This window comes from Streptomyces sp. NPDC002730 (assembly GCF_042888805.1).
Lineage (GTDB): Bacteria > Actinomycetota > Actinomycetes > Streptomycetales > Streptomycetaceae > Streptomyces.
On sequence record NZ_JBIAQG010000019.1, the window covers coordinates 24,937 to 46,198 of the forward strand.

A 21,262-nucleotide genomic window follows, 5' to 3' on the forward strand; every position below is an offset into this window, starting at 1 on the left:
GGGGGTGCGTCGGGGCCGCAGGCAGGGAAGAATGCACGCCGTGATCGTGGACTGTGCCATCTACCGCGACGGGCGCCGAACACAGGGCCCGCCCGACCTTTCCGATGCTCTGGACGAGGCACGGGCCACCGGCGACGCCTTTCTCTGGATCGGTCTTTACGAACCGACCGAGAAGGAGTTCGACCACGTCTCGGCGGAGTTCGGGCTGCATCCGCTGGCGGTGGAGGACGCGCTCAACGCTCATCAGCGCCCCAAACTCGAGGTGTACGACGACTCGCTGTTCATGGTTCTCAAGCCGGTGGTGTACGAGCCGAAGAGCGACGCCGTCTCCACCGACGAGCTGATGGTCTTCATCGGCGACTCGTTCGTGGTGACGGTGCGGCACGGTGAGAGCTCGCCGTTGCACGCCGTACGGCAGCGCCTGGAGGCCGAACCGAAGGTTCTCAAGCACGGCCCGACGGCGGTGCTGTACGCGATCGGTGACGCGGTCGTCGACCATTACATCGAAGTGGTCGGCGAGCTCCAGGTGGACCTGGAGGAGTTGGAGACCGAGGTCTTCGCACCCGTCGGCAGCACGCGCAACAGCGCGGTGCGGATCTACACCTTCAAACGGCAGGTGCTGGAGTTCCGCCGCGCCGCCGCGCCGCTGGCGGCCCCGATGGCGCGTCTCGCGAGCGCGGGCGTGCCGTTCGTCCATCAGCACTCACAGCCCTTCTTCCGGGACGTCAGCGACCATCTGACCCGAGTGAACGAGCAGGTGGAGGGGTTGGACCGGCTGCTGTCGGACGTCCTGTCCGCCCATCTCGCGCAGATGGGCGTGCGGCAGAACGACGATATGCGCAAGATCTCGGCGTGGGCGGCCATGGTCGCAGTTCCCACGATGGTCGCGGGCATCTACGGCATGAATTTCGAGCACATGCCGGAGCTGCGGTTGGTGTGGGCGTATCCGGCGGTGCTGCTGTTCATGGCCGGGGCGGTGTACGGGCTGTTCAAGCTGTTCAAGCGCCGCGGCTGGCTGTAATGCTCTGCGGCCGGGGCGCTAGAAGGCGGGCGCGGCGGTGGGCGGTCCGTCGAGTGCGCCGCGACGCTGCGGCATCTTCAGGCTGACCATCCGGTGCCAGCCACCGAGCCTCTCGTACGCGTACATGGCGTGGATGCCCGCGGCCAGCGCGGCCGACTTGGCATGGGGCCAGTGCAGCAGACGTCCCATATGGCCCATCACGGCAAGGCTGACATCGCGGTAGACCTTGATCTCGGCGAGGGCGCTCTCGCGCAGCACCCCCTGGATCGTACGGCCGTGTCCCTCGGCGGCGAGGCGGAGCAGCTCCTCGTGGCAGTACGCCAGATGGTTGTCCTCGTCGTCGCAGATCATTCTGATCGCCCTGCCGAGTTCGGGGTGGTCGCCGAAGTACCTCACCAGCATGACCATCTGGTCGGCGGCCCGCTGTTCGGTGACCCTGCTGTGCGAGAGATAGACGACGATGTCCCGTTCGCTCAGCGGCTCTTCGCGGCGCAGCTTCGCGTGGGTGAGGCCGACGCCCCGCTTCTCGAGCAGCATCGTGTAGTCGGTCTCGGGCGGGACGTCGACCGGAGCGAGCTCCCGCTTCCTGAGCAGGGCATTGAACAGCCTGCCGTGCTTGTCCTCGTCGGCGCCGTGCCGGGTGATCTTCGGCGCGAGGCCCCGCATGCTCTCGGGCACCAGGGCGGCGATACGGCCGTTCTCCCAGCCGCCCTGTGCCTCACCGCTGGCGGCGATCGAGCAGAAGAGCTGGAAGGCATCATCGTCGTCGATGATTTCCTGGAAGAGACTTCGCGCCGAGAGCATCACTTCCACCTCCGTGAGAGCGTCCGCAAAGAGCAAGTCAAATGCGGCGCGGGAGGCGAGGCAACAGCTGAGCGGCACAACTGCGCCGAACGGTGGACGACAGGGAACCTCGCGTGAGTAACCAGGACCGGCTTTCGGGCGTTGTGCTGCGTGACGGCCGTGGCGGGGAGACCCCCCGAGCCCCCACCACGGCCGCAGACCTCTCCAGTGACGTACGGGCGTCGCTCACCCGAGTTGCCTGCGCACATTCCTTACGCGAGGCCGGCGCGCTCCAGGGCCTCGGTGCCCGCCCGCAGTGCCGTGATCCGCTCGTCGAGCGTGAAGCCGGCCGGAGCGAGGGTCAGCGTGGTGACACCGGCATCTGCGTACGCCTGCATCCGCTCGGCGATCCGGTCCACGGAGCCCAGCAGCGTCGTCTGGTCGATCAGCTGGTGGGGGACGGCCGCGGCCGCGCCCTCCTTGTCGCCGGCCAGGTACTTGTCCTGGATCTCGGCGGCTTCCTTCTCGTAACCCATGCGCTGCGCAAGCTGGTTGTAGAAGTTCTGCTTGCGGCTGCCCATGCCGCCGACATACAGCGCGGTGTACGGACGGAACATGTCGGCCAGTCCGGCGACGTCGTCGCCGATCGCGAGCGGCAGCGTCGGACAGACGTCAAAGCCTTCCATGGTCTTTCCGGCCTTCTCACGGCCCGCGCGCAGGTACTTGAGCGCGGTGTCCTCGAGGTGGTCGGCGGACGGGAAGATCAGCAGGGCGCCGTCGGCGATCTCGCCGGTCTGCTCAAGGTTCTTGGGGCCGATCGCGGCGATGTAGAGCGGGATGTGCTCGCGCTCCGGGTGGACGGTGAGCTTGATCGGCTTGCCCGGACCGCCCGGCAGCGGGAGCGTCCAGTGCTCTCCCTCGTACGAGAGGCGCTCGCGGGACATCGCCCTGCGGACGATCTCGACGTACTCGCGGGTGCGGGAGAGCGGCTTGTCGAACTTGATGCCGTACCAGCCCTCGGAGACCTGCGGGCCGGAGACGCCGAGGCCGAGCCGGAAGCGGCCGCCGGAGAGCGAGTCGAGCGTGGCGGCCGTCATCGCGGTCATGGCGGGCTGGCGGGCCGGGATCTGCATGATCGCGGAGCCGACGTCGATGCGCTCGGTCTGGGCGGCGACCCAGGCGAGCACGGTAGGAGCGTCGGAGCCGTACGCCTCGGCCGCCCAGCAGACGTCGTAGCCGAGCTGGTCGGCCTCCTTGGCGACGGCGAGATTGTCTCCGTCCATCCCCGCGCCCCAGTAGCCGAGGTTGATGCCGAGCCGCATAACCGCTCCCTCTTACTGATCAGTAACGTCCCTGTTCCGGGGGACTCTAGCGCGGGTTCACAGGATCCGTCAGGGGGAGGTTGTCCACAGGCTCTCTCCGGGTGGGCGCCTGGCCAGTAATCTCAGCGCCCATGGAGCAGAGGCATCTCGGCCGTACCGGCCTGCGCGTGTCCCGGATCGGGCTCGGCACCCTTACCTGGGGTCGCGACACCGATGAGCACGACGCTGCCGACCAGCTGAAAGTGTTCTGGGAGGCGGGCGGGACCCTGGTCGACACCGCGGATGTGTACGGCGGTGGAGATTCGGAGTATCTGCTCGGGCAGCTCGTCGAGCGGCTCGTACCTCGGCGGGAACTGGTCATCGCGACGAAGGCGGGCAGCGTGCCCGATCCGGACCGGCGCTTCGACGGCTCGCGGGGGCATCTGCTGTCGGCGCTGGACGCCTCACTGGAGCGGCTCGGTACGGACTACGTCGACGTCTGGCAGGTCCACGCCTTCGACCCGGAGACCCCGCTGGAGGAGACACTCCAGGCGCTGGACATCGCGGTCGGCAGCGGGCGCGCGCGGTACGCGGGAGTGTCGAACTTCTGCGGCTGGCAACTGGCGAAGGCGGCGACCTGGCAGCTGGCCTCGCCGGGAGTGCGGACACGGCTGGCCAGTACGCAGATGGAGTACTCGCTGCTGCAGCGCGGGGTGGAGCGGGAGGTGCTGCCGGCCGCTCTCGACCTGGGGGTCGGGCTGCTGCCGTCGTCGCCGCTGGGGCGCGGGGTGCTGACGGGTAAGTACCGGCATGCCACTCCGGTGGATTCGCGGGGTGCTTCGGAGCAGATGGCTCCGTTCGTGGAGCCGTATCTCGACGAGGCGGCGAGCCGGATCGTGGACGCGGTGGCGACAGCGGCTGACGGGCTCGCCGCGACGGCGCTGCAGGTGGCGCTGGCATGGGTGCGGGACCGGCCGGGTGTGGTGGCCCCGATCGTCGGCGCACGCAACGCACAGCAGCTCACGGCGGCATTGTCAGTGGAGGCCCTTAGTCTTCCTGACGAGATCTGCCAGGCGCTCGACGATGTGTCGGCGCCCGTGCACCGCTATCCCGACCAGGACTGGAGCACGCTGTGACTGTGCCTTCCCGGGGGACGCCCCCCGGACCCCCGGACGAGGCCCGCGACGCCGCGGACGAGACCGCGGACGAGGCCGTCGACCCGGCATCGGGCACCGCCGAGGCGGACGCACCCGAGGCGGACGCACCCGAGGCGGACGCGCCCGAAGGGGACGCGCCCGAAGGGGACGCGCCCGAGGGGGACAAGCCGGAAGCCGGCACATCGGAGGCCGAGAAGACAGCTGCCGAGAAGGCGGCCGAGCTGTCCGAGGCCGAGGCGGAGCTGGTCGCGCAGCGGGAGTTGCGGGCCCGGATCGAGCAGCGGAAGGCCGAGAAGGCGGGGCCCATCGAGAGCGGCACGAAGCTGAGCGGCACGGCCGCCGATCTGCTCGCGGCGGTGCGGGCCGTGGAGAGCGGCGAGAAGGCCGACACCGCGTTCTTCGACTCCCCCGCGCCCGCCCCCAGACGTACCGCACCGACCGCGGAGCCCGTACGGCACCGGGTTCCGCAGCCCGTGCAGGCACCGCGGGCCACGGCGCCGGAGACCGTGACGACGGTACAGACCGTGCTCGCCGAGGGCGGCGCACCTGAGGCGCTGGCGGCGCAGGTCGCGCGCGTGCTCGGCGAGCAGGCCGCGGATGTGCTGCGCGAGGATCCGTGGCGCCTGCTGTCCGTGCCCGGCGTCCGGCCGGAGCAGGCCGACGGCTTCGCCCGGGCGCTTCTCGGCGCTGAGTGCGGCCCTGGTGACGAGCGCCGGGCGGCGGCATTCGTCGCCTGGGAGCTGGAGCGCGCGGCGCTGCAGGGCCACACCGCGTTGGAGTCCTCGGCCGTACGCGCGGCGCTGGCAGAACGGTCGGTGCCCGATCCTGACGAAGCGCTGCAGCAGGCAATCGCCGAAGGTGCCGTGCTGGTGTTCCAGGACGGTGTCGAGGAGACCGAGCAGGCCGCGGACGGGGAGGAGTCCGAGCAGCCGGCTGTGCCGGTGCTGCTGGGGCTCGACCGGTACGCACTCGCCGAGGAGAGTCTCGCGGACGGCCTGGCGCGGCTTGCCAAGGCCGGTGCGGACGCCAGGTGGGATGCCGCGGAGCCCACCGAGCTGATCCGTGCGGTCGCCGCGAGCGGTCTGGTCCTGCACACGGGCGGGGAGGCGGCGCGGGCCGAGCCGGTCGCGGTGGCCGAGGCCGCCAGTGCGCTCGGACTGCGTGCGGTCGTCGCGGTCCACAGCGAAAACGGCAGCCGGCGGCTCGGCCCTGCGGCGGTCACCGTCTCCGGGCTGCTGTCCGGTGCGGAGGGTCCCGGCAGGGACGAGGACGGGGCGTTCGCACTCGATCTCCTGATCGTGCTGGACGCAGCGCAGTTGGACGTGGAGACCGCGGCGATGCTGGTGGAGTCGATGCCGGACGGCAGCCGACTGATGCTGAGCGGCGATCCCGGTGTGCTGTGCTCGGCGGGCGCGGGCCGGGTGTTCGCGGATGTGCTGGCGGCCAGGGTGTGCCCGCAGATCGCCTCGCGGACGCCGGACCCCGGTCCGATCGGAGAGCTTGTCTCGGGCATCGGCATCGGTGAGCTGAACCAGGTGGCGGCGCCCGGCAAAGAGGTCGTCATCGTCCCGGTGCGTGACGCGGGCGAGGCGGTCCACCGTACGGTGCAGCTCGTCGCGGACTCGGTGCCGCGGGCCATCGGCGTGCCGACCGAGCAGACCCAGGTGATCACGGTGGGACATGGCGGCTCAGCCGGGACCCGCGCGCTCAACGCCGCGCTCAAGGAGCGGCTGAACGCTGGTCCGGGCCGGTTCGGCGGCTTCGACCCGGGCGACCGGGTCGCCTACGCACCCGCTCTCGGCCGGACACTTACCGGCACGGTCGTCTCGGCGGACGCTGCGGGCCTGCATCTCGACTGCGACGGCACGCCTGTCGTCGTACCGAAGGAGCGGGTCGAATCGGCGGTGCGCCACGGCTGGGCGCTGACGGCGCACCAGGCCGCGGGGATGCGCTGGCCCGCGGTGGTCGTGGTACTGCCGGGCGACGCGGCGCAAGGGCTGAGCCGACCGTGGGTGTATACCGCGTTCAGCCGCGCCGAGCGCCATCTGTCCGTGGTGCACGGCGTGGATCAGGCGCTGCCGCGCGCGGTGGCGGAGGTGGCGTCCCAGCACCGCACGACGCGGCTGCGGACGCTGCTCGAGGAGCTGCTCGCGACGCCGACACCGACGCCGACGTCGTAGCTCGCGCGACGGCCCGGGCCCGCCTCCTGGACGGGGCGGGACCCGGGCTGCGGGTCGCACGAGGCAGTGTGGTCAGGACTCCACTTCGTCGAGGTCGTCCAGCTCCTCGGCCAGCTCGTCCTCGTCGAAGACCGAGCTGACGTCGAAGCGGCAGACGACCCGCTGCGGATCCGCCTGGTCGAAGGGTGTGCTCAGCCATTCGCCCGGTTCGGGAGCGTCGTCCGAGGCCGACACCCACAGCGTGGAGTCGCCCTCCTCCAGACCGAACTCCTTGTGCCGGGAAGCGATTTCATCCGGTTCGTACTCACCGAAGAGCACGCCGAGTGCCGCATGCACGCTCGTGCCGACCACCGGGGCGTTCTCCGGCCCCCGGTCGTCATCGGGGTCCAGGTCGGCGAGGCGCTGCGCCTGTGAAAGCAGTCGCTGTGGCTCCACCACCGCATAGTCGCGGCGGATCAGCACGCTCAGCGCGCTCGGCTCCTCGGGACCCGCGTACGGCGGAAGTGAATCGTCCGCGCCCGGGATCTCGAACGGCGTCACCTCGTCATAGCGGTCGTAGAGCCGCTCGTCGTACGCCTCCGCCGCCGCGGCAAGGACATTGAACGCGTCATAGACGGCCGGGTCGTCCTCGCCCGTGCGGTTTTCGACCGCCTCGAGGTGACGGTCCAGTGCGGCTTTGACCGCCTCGGCGGCGGCACGTACCTCGGCAGCGGTGGGCTGCGCAGCATCAGACATAGTGCAGACGCTATCCGTACCTGGGCTCTGCCCGCACAATAGATGCGATGCCGGAATACGAATTTGTCGACGTGTATGTACCGCGCGGGGTGTCCCGCAAGGAAGCGACCCGTCTGCTGACCGACCATGCCGAGTACGGACACTGGGAGTTGGACCGACTGAGTCTGCACCGGGACGGCAGCCGTAGGGTGCGGCTGCGCCGGCGCATCATTCGTCAGGTGCGCGCCACCTGGTGAGCAATAAGGCGGAGCGGGCCCCGCCTACGCGGGGCCCGCTCCGTTTTCATGCCATTTATGCCGATGCGACCGCTTGACTACGCCGAGGCGCGGGCCCGGCGGTACAGCACCGCTCCCGCCAGCAGCATGCCCGCGCCGGCCGGGGCCAGCGTGTCGAGCGAGTCGGCACCGGTGTGCGCGAGCTGGTCGACGCCCTTGGGCGGGGTGACTGTCTGCGTGCCGGGGGTGTTCGGCTTGCTCGGGGTGACGGGCACTACCGGCGTGGTGGACTTGCCCGGCTGACTCGGGGTGCTCGGCTTGCTCGGGGTGGTCGGGGTGTTCGGGAGACCCGGGGTGGTCGGGGTGTTCGGGAGACCCGGGGTGGTCGGGGTGTTCGGCAGACCCGGGGTGGTCGGGGTGTTCGGCAGACCCGGGGTGGTCGGGGTGTTCGGCAGACCCGGGGTGGTCGGGGTGTTCGGCAGACCCGGAATGCTCGGGGTGTTCGGCAGACCCGGAATGCTCGGAGTGTTCGGCAGACCCGGAATGCTCGGAGTGTTCGGCAGACCCGGGGTGGTCGGGGTGTTCGGCTTGCTCGGGGTGCTCGGCTTGCTCGGAGTGCTCGGCTTGCTCGGAGTGCTCGGCTTGCTCGGAGTACTCGGGCTCTCCGGCTTACTCGGCTTGCTCGGGCTCTCCGGCTTGCTCGGCTGAGTGTGGTCACACGGCTGACTGGGCTTGCTGGGCTTGCTCGGGGTGCTCGGCTTGCTCGGCTTGCTCGGAGTAGTCGGCTTGCTCGGAGTACTCGGCTTCGCGGGCGGGGTGGAGACGCTCGAGCCGTTGTCGCACTCGTTGCCCGTGGCGGTGTTGCCGAGGCCACCGATGGTGACGGCGTTCCCGCAGGCGTTCACGGGGACGTCGATCGGCACCTGGACGTGGTTGCCCGAGATGACGCCGGGATTGTCCTTGGGGTCCTCGCCTGCGTGGGACCCGCCGGACTTATTGCTGCACTCATTGCCGCTGGCGGGGTTGAGCAGTGCGAGTACATTCACGGTGTTCCCGCACACGTTGACGGGAACATGCACCGGAACCTGAACCGTGTTTCCGGACAGTACGCCCGGCGAATTCGCCGTGCCTCCGTTCGCACCGGCGTCCGCGTTCGCATAGCCACCGCCGAGCGCGAGTACGCCGCCCGCCGCTGCCATGGTGATCAGGCCCTTGCGCGTGATCTGTCGCATAGGTTGAATCCCTGCCTTCTTGCTTCAGGAATACCCGCGGGCGTCGGTACCCGGGGGTGGAATGCTCGGACGGCCCCGGAGTGCGTGGCGCGCACTCCGGGGCCGCTCGAGTTCAAACCCAGACCCATACGGGTCGAGTCACAACGTCACTCGTTGACGCAGGTGTTGCCGAAGGTAGGGTTCAACAGCCCGACCACGGAGACCGTGTTGCCGCATGCGTTCACCGGCACGTGGATGGGCGCCTGGATGACGTTGCCGGAGACCACCCCGGGGGAGTTGACAGCAGCACCCTGGGCACCCGAAGAGGCCATGGCGACACCCGCACCAGCGAGCACCAGACCACCGGTGGCAGCCGCAGCAGCGACGACCTTCTTGATCATTGTTCCTCCTTGTTGGCAATGCGGTCCCAGCCGCGGACCGCATCACCTGTAACGAGGAGGAGGGAACAGGGCTACGAGCCGACGGCCCCATTCACTCTTTTTGGTCAAGTACGCACGCACTGGCGATTATTAGAGTTCCGTTTCAGCAGATCTGACCCCGATACGGTTCAGCACTGGTCCAGGAATCGGTCAAGAACCCGTACGCCGAACTTCAGGCCGTCCACCGGAACCCGCTCGTCCACCCCGTGGAACATCCCCGCGAAGTCCAGCTCCGGCGGCAGCTTGAGCGGCGCGAAGCCGAAGCAGCGGATGCCGAGGTCGTCGAAGGACTTGGCGTCGGTTCCGCCGGAGAGCATGTACGGCACGGCCCGGGCGATCGGGTCCTCGGCCTTGAGCGCGATCTGCATGGCGTCGACGAGATCCCCGTCGAAGCTGGTCTCGAGCGCCTTGTCCCCGTGCACGTCCTCCCGCTTGACCCGAGGGCCCAGCAGCCGGTCGAGGTCGGCCAGGAACTCCTCCTCGTACCCCGGCAGAAAGCGCCCGTCGACATGTGCGGTCGCCTGCCCGGGGATCACGTTCACCTTGTAGCCGGCGCCGAGCATGGTGGGGGCGGCGGAGTTGCGCAGCGTGGCGCCGATCATCTTGGCGATGCCGCCGAGCTTGGTGAGTGTCGCCTCCATGTCCTCCGGGTCGAGCGGTGTGCCGAGCGCGTCGGAGAGCTCGTCGAGGAAGGACCGTACGGTCTTGGTCATCCTTACCGGCCACTTGTGCCGACCGAGCCGGCCGACCGCCTCGCAGAGCTCGGTGATGGCGTTGTCGTTGTTGGTCATCGACCCGTGCCCGGCGGTGCCTTCCACAGTGAGCCGCATCCAGTGCATGCCCTTCTGCGCCGTCTCGACGAGATAGAGCCGCAGATTCTCGTTGACGGTGAAGGAGAAGCCGCCGACCTCGCCGATCGCCTCCGTCACGCCCTCGAAGAGATCCGGGTGCTTGTCGACCAGATGCCGCGCCCCGTACGTGCCGCCGGCCTCCTCGTCGGCGAGGAAGGCCAGCACGATGTCGCGCGGGGGCTTGCGGCCGCTGCGCAGCCGGTCCCGTACGACCGCCAGGGTCATGGCGTCCATGTCCTTCATGTCGACCGCGCCCCGGCCCCACACACAGCCGTCCGCGATCTCGCCGGAGAAGGGGTGGTGGGTCCAGTCGTCGGCGTTGGCCGGTACGACGTCGGTGTGGCCGTGGATGAGCAGCGCGGGCCTCGACGGGTCCTCACCCTCGATACGGGCCACTGTGGAGGCGCGGCCCTTGTGGGACTCGAAGATCTGCGGCTCGAGCCCGACCTCGGCGAGCTTCTCCGCGACGTACTCCGCGGCGGCCCGCTCCCCCGGACCCGAGTGGTCGCCGTAGTTGCTCGTGTCGATCCGGATCAGCTCACGGCAGAGGTCGACGACCTCGTCCTCACCCGAAAGGGGCTTGGTCTTGTCGGCCCTGTTCGACTCGCTCACGCTGATTCCTCCCACTGTCGCTGCTGGTGGTTCCCCCTCATCCTCCCGCGCCCCGCCCCGTACCCCAAGGGCGACTGTCCGCCGCCATAGGGCCGTCACACCGGATCCGGGCGTGATCGAGCACAGTCGAATGTTTGCTATGGTTTTCCACGTCGGAACGGCCCAGCGCCGCGAGACAGACACCTGGTCCGGGTGGCGGAATGGCAGACGCGCTAGCTTGAGGTGCTAGTGCCCTTTATCGGGCGTGGGGGTTCAAGTCCCCCCTCGGACACAATCAAGATCCCCACGGATTCCCGTGGGGATCTTTTTGTGCACCCTCGGCTCCGGCCCCCGTTCCACCGGTATCCGATACCGGCATCCGATGTAGTGGGCATACAGTCACGTCGGTGAGACGCAGACACAGAGCCCCGGCCGCGCCGCTCCCCCAGCGCGACGGGATCGACCCGGTGCGGCTGCGGCTGCCCGCCGATCCGGACGGCGCCTGGGCGACGGTGCGCGACCATCTCGCCGGGCGGTACGCCGACGCCATCGGCGCCGAAACCGTCGACGCGATGTTCCGCGAGGGCCGCATCGTCGGTACGGACGGTCCTGTCGCCGCCGACGAGCCCTACACCGCCGGCCGGTATCTCTGGTTCCACCGGGACTTCGCCCCCGAGGAGCCCGTCCCCTTCGACATCGGGATCGTCCATCGCGACGAGCGTCTCGTGATCGCCGACAAGCCCCACTTCCTCGCCACCACGCCGCGCGGCCGGCACATCACCGAGACGGCGCTCGCCCGGCTGCGCCGCGATCTGGAACTGCCCGAGCTGCAGCCCGCGCACCGTCTCGACCGGCTGACCGCGGGGCTCGCGCTCTTCGTCGTACGGCCCGGGGACCGGGGCGCGTACCAGACGCTGTTCCGGGACCGGGAGGTGCGCAAGGAGTACCAGGCGGTGGCACCGTACAACCCGGCGGTGGCGCTGCCCCGCACCGTACGCAGCAGGATCGTGAAGGAGCGCGGGGTGATCGCCGCACGCGAGGAGCCGGGCGAGCCGAACAGCGAGAGCCGGATCGAGCTGCTCGAGCACCGCGCCGGGCTCGGCCGGTACCGGCTGCTCCCGGCCACCGGCCGCACGCATCAGCTGCGGGTCCATATGAACAGCCTGGGGCTGCCGCTCCTGAACGACCCGGTCTATCCGGTCGTCCAGGAGGCGGGGCCCCACGACTACTCCCGTCCCCTTCAACTCCTGGCGAAGGTGCTGGAGTTCACCGACCCGGTGACGGGAGAGCCGTACCGCTTCGAGAGCAGGCTACGGCTGACTCAGTGGCCCCTCTGAATCCACTCCACGAGCTGAGGTGACTCGTCTCCGATGGTGGTCGCGTCGCCGTGGCCGGTGCGCACCACGGTCTGCGGCGGCAGTGTGAACAGCCGGTCCCGGATCGAGTCGATGATCGTCGGGAAGTGCGAGAAGGACCGGCCGGTGGCGCCGGGGCCGCCCTGGAAGAGCGTGTCGCCGGTGAAGACCGTGGACAGCTCGGGCGCGTAGAGGCATACGGCACCGGGGGCATGGCCGGGTGTGTGCAATACGCGCAGCCGCGTCCCGGCCACTTCCAGCACCTGGCCGTCGACGAGTTCGCCGTCGGGGGCGCGGTCCGGGTGCGTCTGCTTCCACAGCGGCAGGTCGTCGGCGTGGAGCAGGATCGGCGCGCCGGTGGCGGCGGCGAGGGCGGGAGCGGCGTCGATGTGGTCATTGTGCGCGTGGGTGCAGACGATGGCGCGCAGCGTACGGCCGCCGAGCGTATCGAGGATGGCCGCGGCGTCATGGGCGGCGTCGACGACGATCGCCTCCTGGTCGTCGCCGACAATCCAGACGTTGTTGTCGACGTCCCAGGTGCCGCCGTCGAGCGAGAAGGTGCCGGAGGTGACCAGATGGTCGATCCTGCAGTTCCGGGGGTTCATCAGAACTGCACCACCGAACGCAGTACGTCACCCTCGTGCATCCGGGCGAAGGCCTTCTCGATGTCGCCGAGTCCGATGGTCTCGGTCACGAACGCGCCGAGGTCGATACGGCCCTGCTGATGGAGGTCGATGAGCATCGGGAAGTCACGGGACGGCAGACAGTCGCCGTACCAGGAGGACTTGAGCGCGCCGCCGCGGCCGAAGACATCGAGGAGCGGCAGCTCCAGCTTCATCTCGGGCGTCGGCACACCGACGAGAACGACCGTGCCGGCCAGGTCGCGGGCGTAGAAGGCCTGTTCGTATGTCTCCGGTCGGCCGACCGCCTCGATGACGACGTCGGCGCCGAAGCCTCCGGTGAGCTCGCGGATCGCCTCGACGGGGTCGCCGGAACGGGAGTTGACGGTGTGGGTGGCGCCCATCCTCTTCGCCGTCTCGAGCTTGCGGTCGTCGATGTCGACGGCGATGATGCGGGCCGCGCCCGCCAGGCGTGCGCCGACGACGGCCGCGTCGCCCACGCCGCCGCAGCCGATGACCGCGACGGAGTCACCGCGGCCGACCTGGCCGGTGTTGATGGCGGCACCGATGCCGGCCATCACCCCGCAGCCCAGCAGACCCGCGACAGCCGGCGAGACCGCCGGGTCGACCTTGGTGCACTGGCCGGCGGCGACCAGGGTCTTCTCGGCGAAGGCGCCGATGCCGAGCGCCGGGGAGAGCTCGGTGCCATCGGTCAGCGTCATCTTCTGCTCGGCGTTGTGCGTGGCGAAGCAGTACCAGGGGCGGCCGCGCAGACAGGCGCGACAATGTCCGCACACGGCACGCCAGTTGAGGACGACGAAGTCGCCGGGAGCGACGTCCGTGACGCCCGCGCCGACCGACTCCACCACCCCCGCGGCCTCATGCCCGAGCAGGAAGGGGAAGTCGTCGTTGATCGCGCCCTGCTTGTAGTGCAGATCGGTGTGGCAGACGCCGCACGCCTGCACCTTCACCACGGCCTCTCCGGGTCCGGGATCGGGGACGATGATCGTCTCGACCCGTACCGGCTCGTTCTTCCCTGGCGCGACCACGCCCTGCACCTGCTGCGACATAGAGAACCTGCCCTTCTTCGCATGTGAAGTCGACCACCACTATGGACTGTCACGGCGCGGGCCACGGTCCGCACCACGGCCGACCGGTACGGGAACGGCCCCCGCGATCTCGCGGGGGCCGTTCTCCTGGAAATGATTCGGTCAGGCGTCCTGGCGCTCCTGCGCGATGGCGCTCACCCGGCCGCGGACCAGGTACCAGCCACCGACCAGCGCCGCCGCGATCAGCGGCAGGAACATCACGGTCGTACGGCCCACACCGCCGCCCCACCACATCAGGAAGGCCACGGTGGCGAGGAAGAACAGCGTGACGATCTGGGTGTACGGGGCCCAGGGCAGCCGGTAGGCGGGGCGGGTGACCCGGCCGTCCTGCGCACGGTGCCAGAACAGCAGCGAACAGAGCATGATCATGCCCCAGGTGCCGAGGATGCCGATCGACGCCAGGTTCAGGACGATCTCGAAGGCCTGGCCGGGCACGACATAGTTGAGCGCAACGCCCAGCACACCGAAGCCTGCGGTCAGCAGGATGCCGCCGTAGGGCACCTGGCCCTTGTTCATCCGGCCGGTGAACTTGGGTGCGGAGCCCGACAGCGCCATGGAGCGCAGGATGCGGCCGGTGGAGTACAGGCCGGAGTTCAGGCTGGAGAGCGCCGCGGTCAGCACCACGAGGTTCATCACGCCGGCCGCGCCCGGGACGCCGAGCTTGTCCATGACGGTGACGAAGGGGCTCTGGTCGCCGGAGTACGCCGTGTACGGGAGGAGCAGCGCGAGCAGCACCACCGAGCCGACGTAGAACAGACCGACACGCCACATGATCGAGTTGATCGCCTTGGGCATGATCTTCTCGGGGCTCTCGGTCTCACCCGCGGCGACGCCGCACAGCTCGACGGAGGCGTACGCGAAGACGACGCCCTGAATCACCAGCAGCATCGGCAGCATGCCCGTCGGGAAGATGCCGCCGTTGTCGGTGATGGTGGAGAAGCCGGGGGTGTGGCCGTCGACCGGGTGCTGGGTGACCACCAGGAAGATGCCGACGATCATGAAGGCGACCAGCGCGGCGACCTTGATGATCGCGAACCAGAACTCCATCTCACCGAAGTACTTCACCGAGATGAGGTTCGCGGTGAGGACGACGGCGAGTGCGATCAGCGCGAGGACCCACTGCGGGATATCGCTGAACATGGCCCAGAAGTGGGCGTAGGTGGCGGCCGCGGTGATGTCGGCGATCGCGGTGGTCGACCAGTTGAGGAAGTAGAGCCAGCCGGCCGCGAAGGCGCCCTTCTCGCCCATGAACTCACGGGCGTACGAGACGAAGGCACCGGATGAGGGGCGGTAGAGGACCAGCTCGCCGAGCGCGCGGACGACGAAGAAGGCGAAGACACCACAGACCGCGTAGGCGATGGCCAGCGAAGGACCCGCGCCGGCCATCCGTCCGCCCGCGCCGAGGAACAGGCCGGTGCCTATCGCTCCGCCGATGGCGATCATGTTGATGTGGCGGGACTTGAGGTCCTTGCTGTAGCCGGCGTCGCCTGCGTCGACGTGGGGGGAGCTCTTCGCCGGTGCCCCGGCGGCGAGCGTTTCGGCCGCAGTGGTGCGGTCACTCATGGAGAAGTTCGCCTTCGTGAGGGGAGGGGTGGGCGTCCCGGCCGTAACCGGTGGGGGGGTGGTCACCCTGTTATGGCCCGACGGCACATAACCCGGAACATAATCAGGGCAACCCTGCGATTTTGGCAGTGGCCTAGGTCACGCAGGAATAGATCTGAGGTGTTTCAGAGGTTACGGCCCAGTAAACCAAGGTCGCGCACGCACTCGCCACGTCAGGGGTGCGGCGGCGCCGGACGCCTCAGGGCGCCAGCACATCCAGTTCCGCGAGCGCCCCGACCGAGATCTGGCGGGTGATCTCCTCGGCCCGGACCGCGTCGCCCTCGCGGACCGCCTCGGCGACCTGGACATGCAGGGTCACGGCCGCCGGATCGGGGTCGTCGAACATCACCTGGTGGTGCGTACGGCCGGCGAGGACCTCGGCGACCACATCTCCGAGCCGCGCGAACATCTCGTTGCCGGAGGCGTTGAGCACAACACGGTGGAAGGCGATGTCGTGCTTCAGATATCCCTCGAGCTGGTGTCCGCGCGAGGTGGCGACCATGCCCAGGGCGCACTCGGTGAGTTCGGCGCACTGCTCGGGGGTGGCGTTGCGGGCGGCGAGCCCGGCCGCGACCGGCTCGACGGCCGAGCGCAGCACGGTCAGTGAGCGCAGCTGGCGCGGGCGGTCGGTGCCGGCCAGCCGCCAGCGGATGACCCGCGGGTCGTAGACGTTCCACTCCTCGGTCGGGCGGACGGTCACACCGACCCGGCGCCGGGACTCCACGAGGTGCATCGACTCCAGGACCCGGACCACTTCGCGGACGACGGTGCGCGAGACATCGAAGCGCTGCGCCACCTCGTCCGTGCGCAACACGCTGCCCTGTGGATACTCGCCCGCGGTGATCGCGAGGCCCAGGTTGTCCAGCACATGGGCATGGAGGCCCCGGCCCTCAGTGGTCATGGGGCAAGAGTACGGGGGCACGATTCGAGAACGAAAAGTATGACGTTTAGATCTCGACCTCTTGAATACGTCATACCTAATGAGTTTCAGTAGCGCGACGGACCGATGTCGACGAAGACAGCGAGGCACGTAATGAGCACCCCCCATGTCGTCGTGGTGATGGGCGTGACAGGCACCGGCAAGACCACGATCGGTCCCCTGCTCGCCGCCGCACTGGGCGTCCCGTATGCCGAGGGCGACGATTTCCATCCCCCGGCGAACATCGCCAAGATGTCGGCCGGCACCCCGCTGGACGACGCGGACCGCCGGCCCTGGCTCGATGCCATCGGGCAGTGGGCGCACGGCAGGGCGGGCCTCGGCGGAGTGGTGTCCAGCTCCGCGCTCAAGCGGGTCTACCGCGACCGGCTGCGGGCCGCCGCGCCCGGTGCTGTCTTCCTCCATCTCACCGGCGACCGGGCGCTCGTCGAACAGCGGATGTCCGAGCGCAAGGGCCACTTCATGCCCGCCGCGCTGCTGGACTCGCAGTTCGCCACGCTCCAGCCGCTCGGGGACGAGGCGGGCGTCGCCGTCGATGTGTCCGGCACTCCGGAAGAAATAACCGAACGGGCCGTCGCCGCACTGCGTCGGCTCGAGAGCTGAGGAATCGCCACCGTGACCAGTCTCAGCGTCGAGACGCTGGCGGCGGACGCCACCGAAACGATCACTTCGGCCGGCAACGCGCAGTTGGGCATCGCCGTCCTCGCGGGCATCGCCGTCATCGTCGTTCTCGTCACCAAGTTCAAGCTCCATGCCTTTCTGGCGCTGACCATCGGCTCACTGGCTCTCGGCGCGTTCGCCGGCGCCCCGCTGGACAAGGCCATCGTCAGCTTCACCACCGGCCTCGGCACCACCGTCGCCGGTGTGGGCGTGCTCATCGCGCTCGGTGCGATCCTCGGCAAGCTGCTCGCGGACTCCGGCGGCGCGGACCAGATCGTCGACACAATCCTCGCCAAGGCGGGCGGGCGCGCCATGCCGTGGGCGATGGTGCTCATCGCCTCGGTGATCGGGCTGCCGCTCTTCTTCGAGGTCGGCATCGTGCTGCTGATCCCGGTGGTACTGCTCGTCGCCAAGCGCGGCAACTACTCGCTCATGCGGATCGGCATCCCGGCCCTGGCAGGCCTCTCCGTGATGCACGGGCTGATCCCGCCGCACCCCGGACCGCTGGTCGCGATCGACGCCATCGGCGCCAACCTCGGCGTCACGCTGGCGCTGGGTCTGGTGGTCGCCATCCCGACCGTGATCATCGCGGGCCCTGTCTTCTCCCGATTCGCCGCGCGCTGGGTGGACATCCCGGCACCGGAGCGCATGATTCCGCAGCGTCCCTCCGAAGACCTGGACCGGCGTCCCGGCTTCGGCGCCACCGTGGCCACCGTGCTGCTTCCGGTCGTCCTCATGCTGGTCAAGGCGCTGGTGGACATCGTCGTCGACAACAAGGAAAGCGGCGTCCAGCGCGTCACCGACGTCATCGGCTCGCCGCTCATCGCCCTGCTCGCCGCGGTCATCGTCGGAATGTTCACGCTGGGACGCGCGGCCGGGTTCACCAAGGAACGGCTCTCCTCCACCGTCGAGAAGTCGTTCGCCCCGATCGCGGGCATCCTGCTGATCGTGGGCGCGGGCGGCGGCTTCAAGCAGACGCTGATCGACGTCGGCGTGGGCCAGATGATCCTGGACTTGTCCAAGGACTGGGCGATTCCGGCGCTGCTGCTGGCCTGGCTGATCGCGGTGGCCATCCGTCTGGCGACCGGCTCGGCGACGGTGGCGACCATCTCCGCCGCCGGTCTGGTCGCGCCGCTCGCGGCCGATATGTCGACCACGCACGCGGCCCTGCTGGTGCTGGCGATCGGCACGGGCTCGCTCTTCTTCAGCCATGTCAACGACGCCGGATTCTGGCTGGTGAAGGAGTACTTCGGAATGACCGTCGGCCAGACGATCAAGACCTGGTCGGTGATGGAGACGATCATCTCCGTGGTCGGCCTCGGCTTCGTACTGCTGCTGTCACTCGTCCTCTAGTCGGTCGTCCAGCCACAGCGGGTGTTCCTGCTTGGCCCACGGGCGCTCGACCGACCCGGTACGCATACCCCTCCGTGCCTCCGGGTCGGCGAGCGCCATTCCGATATGTCCGGCCAGCACGATGCCGACGGTCAGCGAAAGCCAGTCATGGACGAAAGTCGCGCTGGTCCGCCACACCAGTGGTGTCAGGTGGGTGAACCACATCAGCAGCCCGGTCGCCAGCATCACCAGCACCGCGCCCGCGATCCACGCCGAGTACACCTTCTGCCCGGCGTTGAACTTGCCCGCGGGACGGGACTCGGGACGGCGGTCGCGCCGGCGGGCCGCACGCAGCCACGTACGGTCGTGCGGCCCGAAGCGGTTCAGCCTGCGCAGATCGGCTCGGAAGGCGGGCGAGGCGAGACCGAGCAGGAACGGCACGGGCAGCAGCAGCCCGGCCCACTCATGGACGGTGACCACCAGATAGCGGCGGCCGACGAGTTCGGCGATCTGGGGTATGTACAGAGCCGCGGCGGTCGCCACACACAGCAGCATCAGCGCGGCGGTCGTGCGGTGCACCCAGCGCTCGGCGCGGCTGAACCGCCGTACCCGCGCGGGCCGTTCAGACAGTGGGGGTGTCGGTGCGGCCGTTGGACCGGCCGACCCAGGCGTCGACGTCATAGCCCCGCTCCTCCCAGTAGCCGGGCCGGACGCCGTCGGTGACGGTGATCCCGGAGAGCCATTTCGCCGACTTGTAGAAGTACATCGGCGCGACATAGAGCCGGACCGGGCCGCCGTGGGAGTGGCTGACCGGCCTGTCCTGCATCTGCAGGGCCACCAGCACATCGTCGCGGCGGGCCTGCGGCAGGGTCAGGCTCTCGCTGTACGTGCCGTCGAAGCAGCTGAAGCGGATCGCTTTGGCCTCGGGGCGTACGCCCGCGGCGTCCAGCAGCAGCGACAGCTTGACGCCCGCGAACGGGGTGTCGGGGACCCGCCAGCCGGTAACGCACTGCACGTCGCGTACGACCCGGGTCTGCGGCAGTTTGCGCAGCGCGTCCAGGGTGTAGGTCGCCGGGCGGTGGACCAGACCGTCGACGGTCAGCCGGTAGCTCTGCTGGTCCTTGCGCGGTACGGAGGTGGCGACCGAGTAGTAGCGGAAGCCGCCGCCGTTGGGCAGCAGCCCGCTCAGACCGGTCGGGTCCTTGTCCGAGGCCGCGCCGAGGAAGGACTCGAGCCCGCGCTGCAGATACGGCGCCGCCACGACTCCGGTAGCGCCGAGGCCGAGCATGCCGAGCACCAAGCGGCGCCCGACGGGCGCGCCCTCTTCGTCGGAGTGGTGTGTGGTCACCCTTCGATTCGAACACCACGGAAGCGTGGGCGCCAGGAAAATCGGCCGCACGTCAGACTTTCGTCACACTCGCGCTCTTCGGCGGCTCCGCCCCCGGGCCCCCGCTCCTCAATCGCCGGAGAGGCTTGATTTGCCCGGGCGAGCACTAGCCCACCGCCTTCGCCGCCGCCCGCCCGGCCGCCCGCCCCGAGAAGATGCAGCCGCCGAGGAATGTGCCCTCCAGCGAGCGGTAGCCGTGCACCCCGCCGCCGCCGAAGCCGGCCGCCTCGCCCGCCGCGTACAGACCCGCCAGCGGCCGGCCGTCCTCTCCGAGTACCCGCGAGGACAGATTGGTCTCCAGGCCGCCGAGGGATTTGCGGGTGACGATGTTCAGCCGTACGGCGATCAGCGGTCCGGCCTTGGGGTCGAGGATGCGGTGCGGTGCGGCCGTGCGGATGAGCTTGTCGCCGAGATAGTTGCGAGCCCCGCGGATGGCCGTGACCTGGAGGTCCTTGGTGAACCGGTTCTTGATCTCCCGGTCCCGCGCGGTGATCTCGCGCCGCAGCTCCGCCTCGTCGATCAGCGGCTCCTTGGTGAGTGCGTTCATCCCTCGTACGAGTGCGGAGAGATCGCGCTCGACGACGAAGTCGACGCCGTTGTCCATGAAGGCCTTCACCGGGCCCGGGACATCGGCCCGGGCGCGGCCGATCACATCGCGGATCGACTTCCCTGTCAGATCCGGGTTCTGCTCGGAGCCCGACAGTGCGAACTCCTTGCCGATGATCTTCTGGTCGAGCACGAACCAGGTGTAGTCGTAACCCGACTTCATGATGTGTTCCAGCGTGCCGAGGGTGTCGAAGCCGGGGAAGAGCGGGACGGGCAGCCGCTTGCCGCGCGCGTCCAGCCAGAGCGAGGAGGGGCCGGGCAGGATGCGGATGCCGTGTCTGGCCCAGATCGGGTTCCAGTTCTCGATGCCCTCGGTGTAGTGCCACATCCGGTCGCGGTTGATGTGGCTCGCGCCCGCGCCCTCCGCGATGCCGAGCATCAGCCCGTCGACGTGTGCGGGGACGCCGGAGAGCATCTTCTCGGGCGGGGTGCCGAGCCGCTCGGGCCACTGGGCGCGTACGAGATCGTGGTTGCCGCCGATGCCGCCCGAGGTGACGATCACCGCCTGCGCGCGGAACTCGAAGGCGCCGGCCACCTCACGGCTGCTCGCGGTGCCGCGCTCGGCGGCGGACGGCTCGAGAACCTCGCCGCTGACAGTGTCCAGCACTCCGGCGCTGCTGCTCAGCCCGGTGACGCGGTGCCGGAACTTCAGCTGGACCAGGCCACGCGCGACGCCTTCCCTGACCCGCCGTTCGAAGGGCGCGACGACGCCGGGTCCGGTGCCCCAGGTGACGTGGAAGCGCGGTACGGAGTTGCCGTGGCCGGTGGCGTCGTAGCCGCCGCGCTCGGCCCAGCCCACCACCGGGAAGAACCGCATTCCCTGCGCGTGCAGCCAGGCCCGCTTCTCACCGGAGGCGAAGTCGACGTATGCCTCGGCCCACTCGCGCGGCCACCGGTCCTCGTCGCGGTCGAAGCCCGCGGTGCCGAGCCAGTCCTGCAGCGCCAGCGCCCGGCTGTCCTTGATCCGCATCCGCCGCTGCTCGGGCGAGTCGACGAAGAACAGGCCGCCGAAGGACCAGTGCGCCTGCCCGCCGATGGACTGCTCGGGCTCCTGATCGAGCAGGATGACCTTGCGCCCCGCGTCGACGAGCTCCGCGGTGGCCACCAGGCCCGCCAGCCCTGCCCCGATCACAATCACATCAGCGTCGTACGCCATGGGTTCCATCCTC

The 21,262-nt window shown here is 69.4% G+C and carries 20 protein-coding genes and 1 tRNA gene; 8 read left to right on the plus strand and 13 right to left on the minus strand.

What is annotated here, in order from left to right:
* Positions 1-31: 31 nt before the first annotated feature.
* On the plus strand, positions 32-1,021 hold the full coding sequence (gene corA, locus ACFYXH_RS37350) for a magnesium/cobalt transporter CorA (RefSeq protein ID WP_389572926.1): 990 nt from the start codon (positions 32-34) through the stop codon (positions 1,019-1,021).
* An 18-nt stretch (positions 1,022-1,039) separates the two neighbouring features.
* Here the strand turns inward: corA and ACFYXH_RS37355 are convergent, their stop codons facing one another.
* Together ACFYXH_RS37355 and ACFYXH_RS37360 are read right to left on the minus strand one after the other, a co-directional pair.
* Entirely contained in the window at positions 1,040-1,825 is a 786-nt protein-coding gene (locus ACFYXH_RS37355; protein WP_389572929.1) for a ferritin-like domain-containing protein, read from the minus strand.
* Between the two features lie 251 nt (positions 1,826-2,076).
* Entirely contained in the window at positions 2,077-3,126 is a 1,050-nt protein-coding gene (locus tag ACFYXH_RS37360) for an LLM class F420-dependent oxidoreductase (protein ID WP_389572932.1), read from the minus strand.
* A 131-nt stretch (positions 3,127-3,257) separates the two neighbouring features.
* Between ACFYXH_RS37360 and ACFYXH_RS37365 the strand changes: the two genes are divergently transcribed.
* Positions 3,258-4,241, plus strand: coding sequence for an aldo/keto reductase (locus ACFYXH_RS37365; protein WP_327322469.1), 984 nt, complete (start codon positions 3,258-3,260; stop codon positions 4,239-4,241).
* The gene (locus ACFYXH_RS37370) at positions 4,238-6,442 is read left to right on the plus strand and encodes a helix-hairpin-helix domain-containing protein (RefSeq protein ID WP_389572935.1); all 2,205 of its coding nucleotides are present in this window, start codon (positions 4,238-4,240) and stop codon (positions 6,440-6,442) included. The genes ACFYXH_RS37365 and ACFYXH_RS37370 overlap by 4 nt, the downstream gene beginning before the upstream one ends.
* Before the next feature lie 72 nt (positions 6,443-6,514).
* Here the strand turns inward: ACFYXH_RS37370 and ACFYXH_RS37375 are convergent, their stop codons facing one another.
* The gene (locus ACFYXH_RS37375; protein WP_327322470.1) at positions 6,515-7,177 is read right to left on the minus strand and encodes a hypothetical protein; all 663 of its coding nucleotides are present in this window, start codon (positions 7,175-7,177) and stop codon (positions 6,515-6,517) included.
* 47 nt (positions 7,178-7,224) lie between these two features.
* On the opposite strand from ACFYXH_RS37375, the gene ACFYXH_RS37380 reads away from it, so the two are divergent.
* The gene (locus ACFYXH_RS37380; protein ID WP_005319466.1) at positions 7,225-7,413 is read left to right on the plus strand and encodes a DUF5703 family protein; all 189 of its coding nucleotides are present in this window, start codon (positions 7,225-7,227) and stop codon (positions 7,411-7,413) included.
* Between the two features lie 77 nt (positions 7,414-7,490).
* Here ACFYXH_RS37380 and ACFYXH_RS37385 read toward each other — a convergent pair whose 3' ends face one another.
* The 3 genes from ACFYXH_RS37385 to ACFYXH_RS37395 form a co-directional block, all read right to left on the minus strand.
* A complete protein-coding gene (locus ACFYXH_RS37385) occupies positions 7,491-8,624 on the minus strand; it encodes a chaplin family protein (protein WP_389572937.1) in 1,134 nt (377 codons plus the stop codon).
* Between the two features lie 146 nt (positions 8,625-8,770).
* Complete coding sequence (locus ACFYXH_RS37390; protein WP_327322472.1) at positions 8,771-9,004, minus strand: chaplin; 234 nt, start codon at positions 9,002-9,004, stop codon at positions 8,771-8,773.
* Between the two features lie 167 nt (positions 9,005-9,171).
* The gene (locus tag ACFYXH_RS37395; RefSeq protein WP_389572941.1) at positions 9,172-10,506 is read right to left on the minus strand and encodes a M20/M25/M40 family metallo-hydrolase; all 1,335 of its coding nucleotides are present in this window, start codon (positions 10,504-10,506) and stop codon (positions 9,172-9,174) included.
* 186 nt (positions 10,507-10,692) lie between these two features.
* Between ACFYXH_RS37395 and ACFYXH_RS37400 the strand changes: the two genes are divergently transcribed.
* Together ACFYXH_RS37400 and ACFYXH_RS37405 are read left to right on the plus strand one after the other, a co-directional pair.
* Positions 10,693-10,777, plus strand: a tRNA-Leu gene (locus tag ACFYXH_RS37400).
* A 115-nt stretch (positions 10,778-10,892) separates the two neighbouring features.
* The gene (locus tag ACFYXH_RS37405; protein ID WP_389572944.1) at positions 10,893-11,822 is read left to right on the plus strand and encodes an RluA family pseudouridine synthase; all 930 of its coding nucleotides are present in this window, start codon (positions 10,893-10,895) and stop codon (positions 11,820-11,822) included.
* Here ACFYXH_RS37405 and ACFYXH_RS37410 read toward each other — a convergent pair.
* From ACFYXH_RS37410 to ACFYXH_RS37425, 4 genes are all read right to left on the minus strand, one after another.
* Positions 11,807-12,445 (minus strand): MBL fold metallo-hydrolase, encoded by a 639-nt coding sequence (locus tag ACFYXH_RS37410; protein ID WP_389572946.1) that lies wholly within the window; start codon positions 12,443-12,445, stop codon positions 11,807-11,809. The two genes, ACFYXH_RS37405 and ACFYXH_RS37410, sit on opposite strands and share 16 nt — an antisense overlap.
* Positions 12,445-13,530, minus strand: a complete 1,086-nt coding sequence (locus ACFYXH_RS37415) for an S-(hydroxymethyl)mycothiol dehydrogenase (RefSeq protein ID WP_362678892.1) — start codon at positions 13,528-13,530, stop codon at positions 12,445-12,447. The genes ACFYXH_RS37410 and ACFYXH_RS37415 overlap by 1 nt, the downstream gene beginning before the upstream one ends.
* A gap of 141 nt (positions 13,531-13,671) precedes the next feature.
* Positions 13,672-15,132: an amino acid permease gene (locus ACFYXH_RS37420; RefSeq protein ID WP_327322477.1), complete on the minus strand. Its 1,461-nt coding sequence runs from the start codon at positions 15,130-15,132 to the stop codon at positions 13,672-13,674.
* Between the two features lie 238 nt (positions 15,133-15,370).
* Positions 15,371-16,072, minus strand: coding sequence for a FadR/GntR family transcriptional regulator (locus ACFYXH_RS37425; protein ID WP_389572949.1), 702 nt, complete (start codon positions 16,070-16,072; stop codon positions 15,371-15,373).
* A gap of 132 nt (positions 16,073-16,204) precedes the next feature.
* Here ACFYXH_RS37425 and ACFYXH_RS37430 point away from each other — a divergent pair, with 132 nt between their 5' ends.
* Together ACFYXH_RS37430 and ACFYXH_RS37435 are read left to right on the plus strand one after the other, a co-directional pair.
* Positions 16,205-16,711 (plus strand): gluconokinase, encoded by a 507-nt coding sequence (locus tag ACFYXH_RS37430; protein ID WP_389572952.1) that lies wholly within the window; start codon positions 16,205-16,207, stop codon positions 16,709-16,711.
* A 12-nt stretch (positions 16,712-16,723) separates the two neighbouring features.
* Positions 16,724-18,121: a gluconate:H+ symporter gene (locus ACFYXH_RS37435; RefSeq protein ID WP_389572954.1), complete on the plus strand. Its 1,398-nt coding sequence runs from the start codon at positions 16,724-16,726 to the stop codon at positions 18,119-18,121.
* Here the strand turns inward: ACFYXH_RS37435 and ACFYXH_RS37440 are convergent.
* The 3 genes from ACFYXH_RS37440 to ACFYXH_RS37450 form a co-directional block, all read right to left on the minus strand.
* Positions 18,107-18,781: a cytochrome b/b6 domain-containing protein gene (locus tag ACFYXH_RS37440; RefSeq protein ID WP_389572956.1), complete on the minus strand. Its 675-nt coding sequence runs from the start codon at positions 18,779-18,781 to the stop codon at positions 18,107-18,109. The genes ACFYXH_RS37435 and ACFYXH_RS37440 overlap by 15 nt on opposite strands.
* Positions 18,723-19,388 (minus strand): molybdopterin-dependent oxidoreductase, encoded by a 666-nt coding sequence (locus ACFYXH_RS37445; protein WP_389573088.1) that lies wholly within the window; start codon positions 19,386-19,388, stop codon positions 18,723-18,725. The genes ACFYXH_RS37440 and ACFYXH_RS37445 overlap by 59 nt, the downstream gene beginning before the upstream one ends.
* A gap of 205 nt (positions 19,389-19,593) precedes the next feature.
* Entirely contained in the window at positions 19,594-21,249 is a 1,656-nt protein-coding gene (locus tag ACFYXH_RS37450; protein ID WP_389572958.1) for an FAD-binding dehydrogenase, read from the minus strand.
* Between the last annotated feature and the right edge of the window lie 13 nt (positions 21,250-21,262).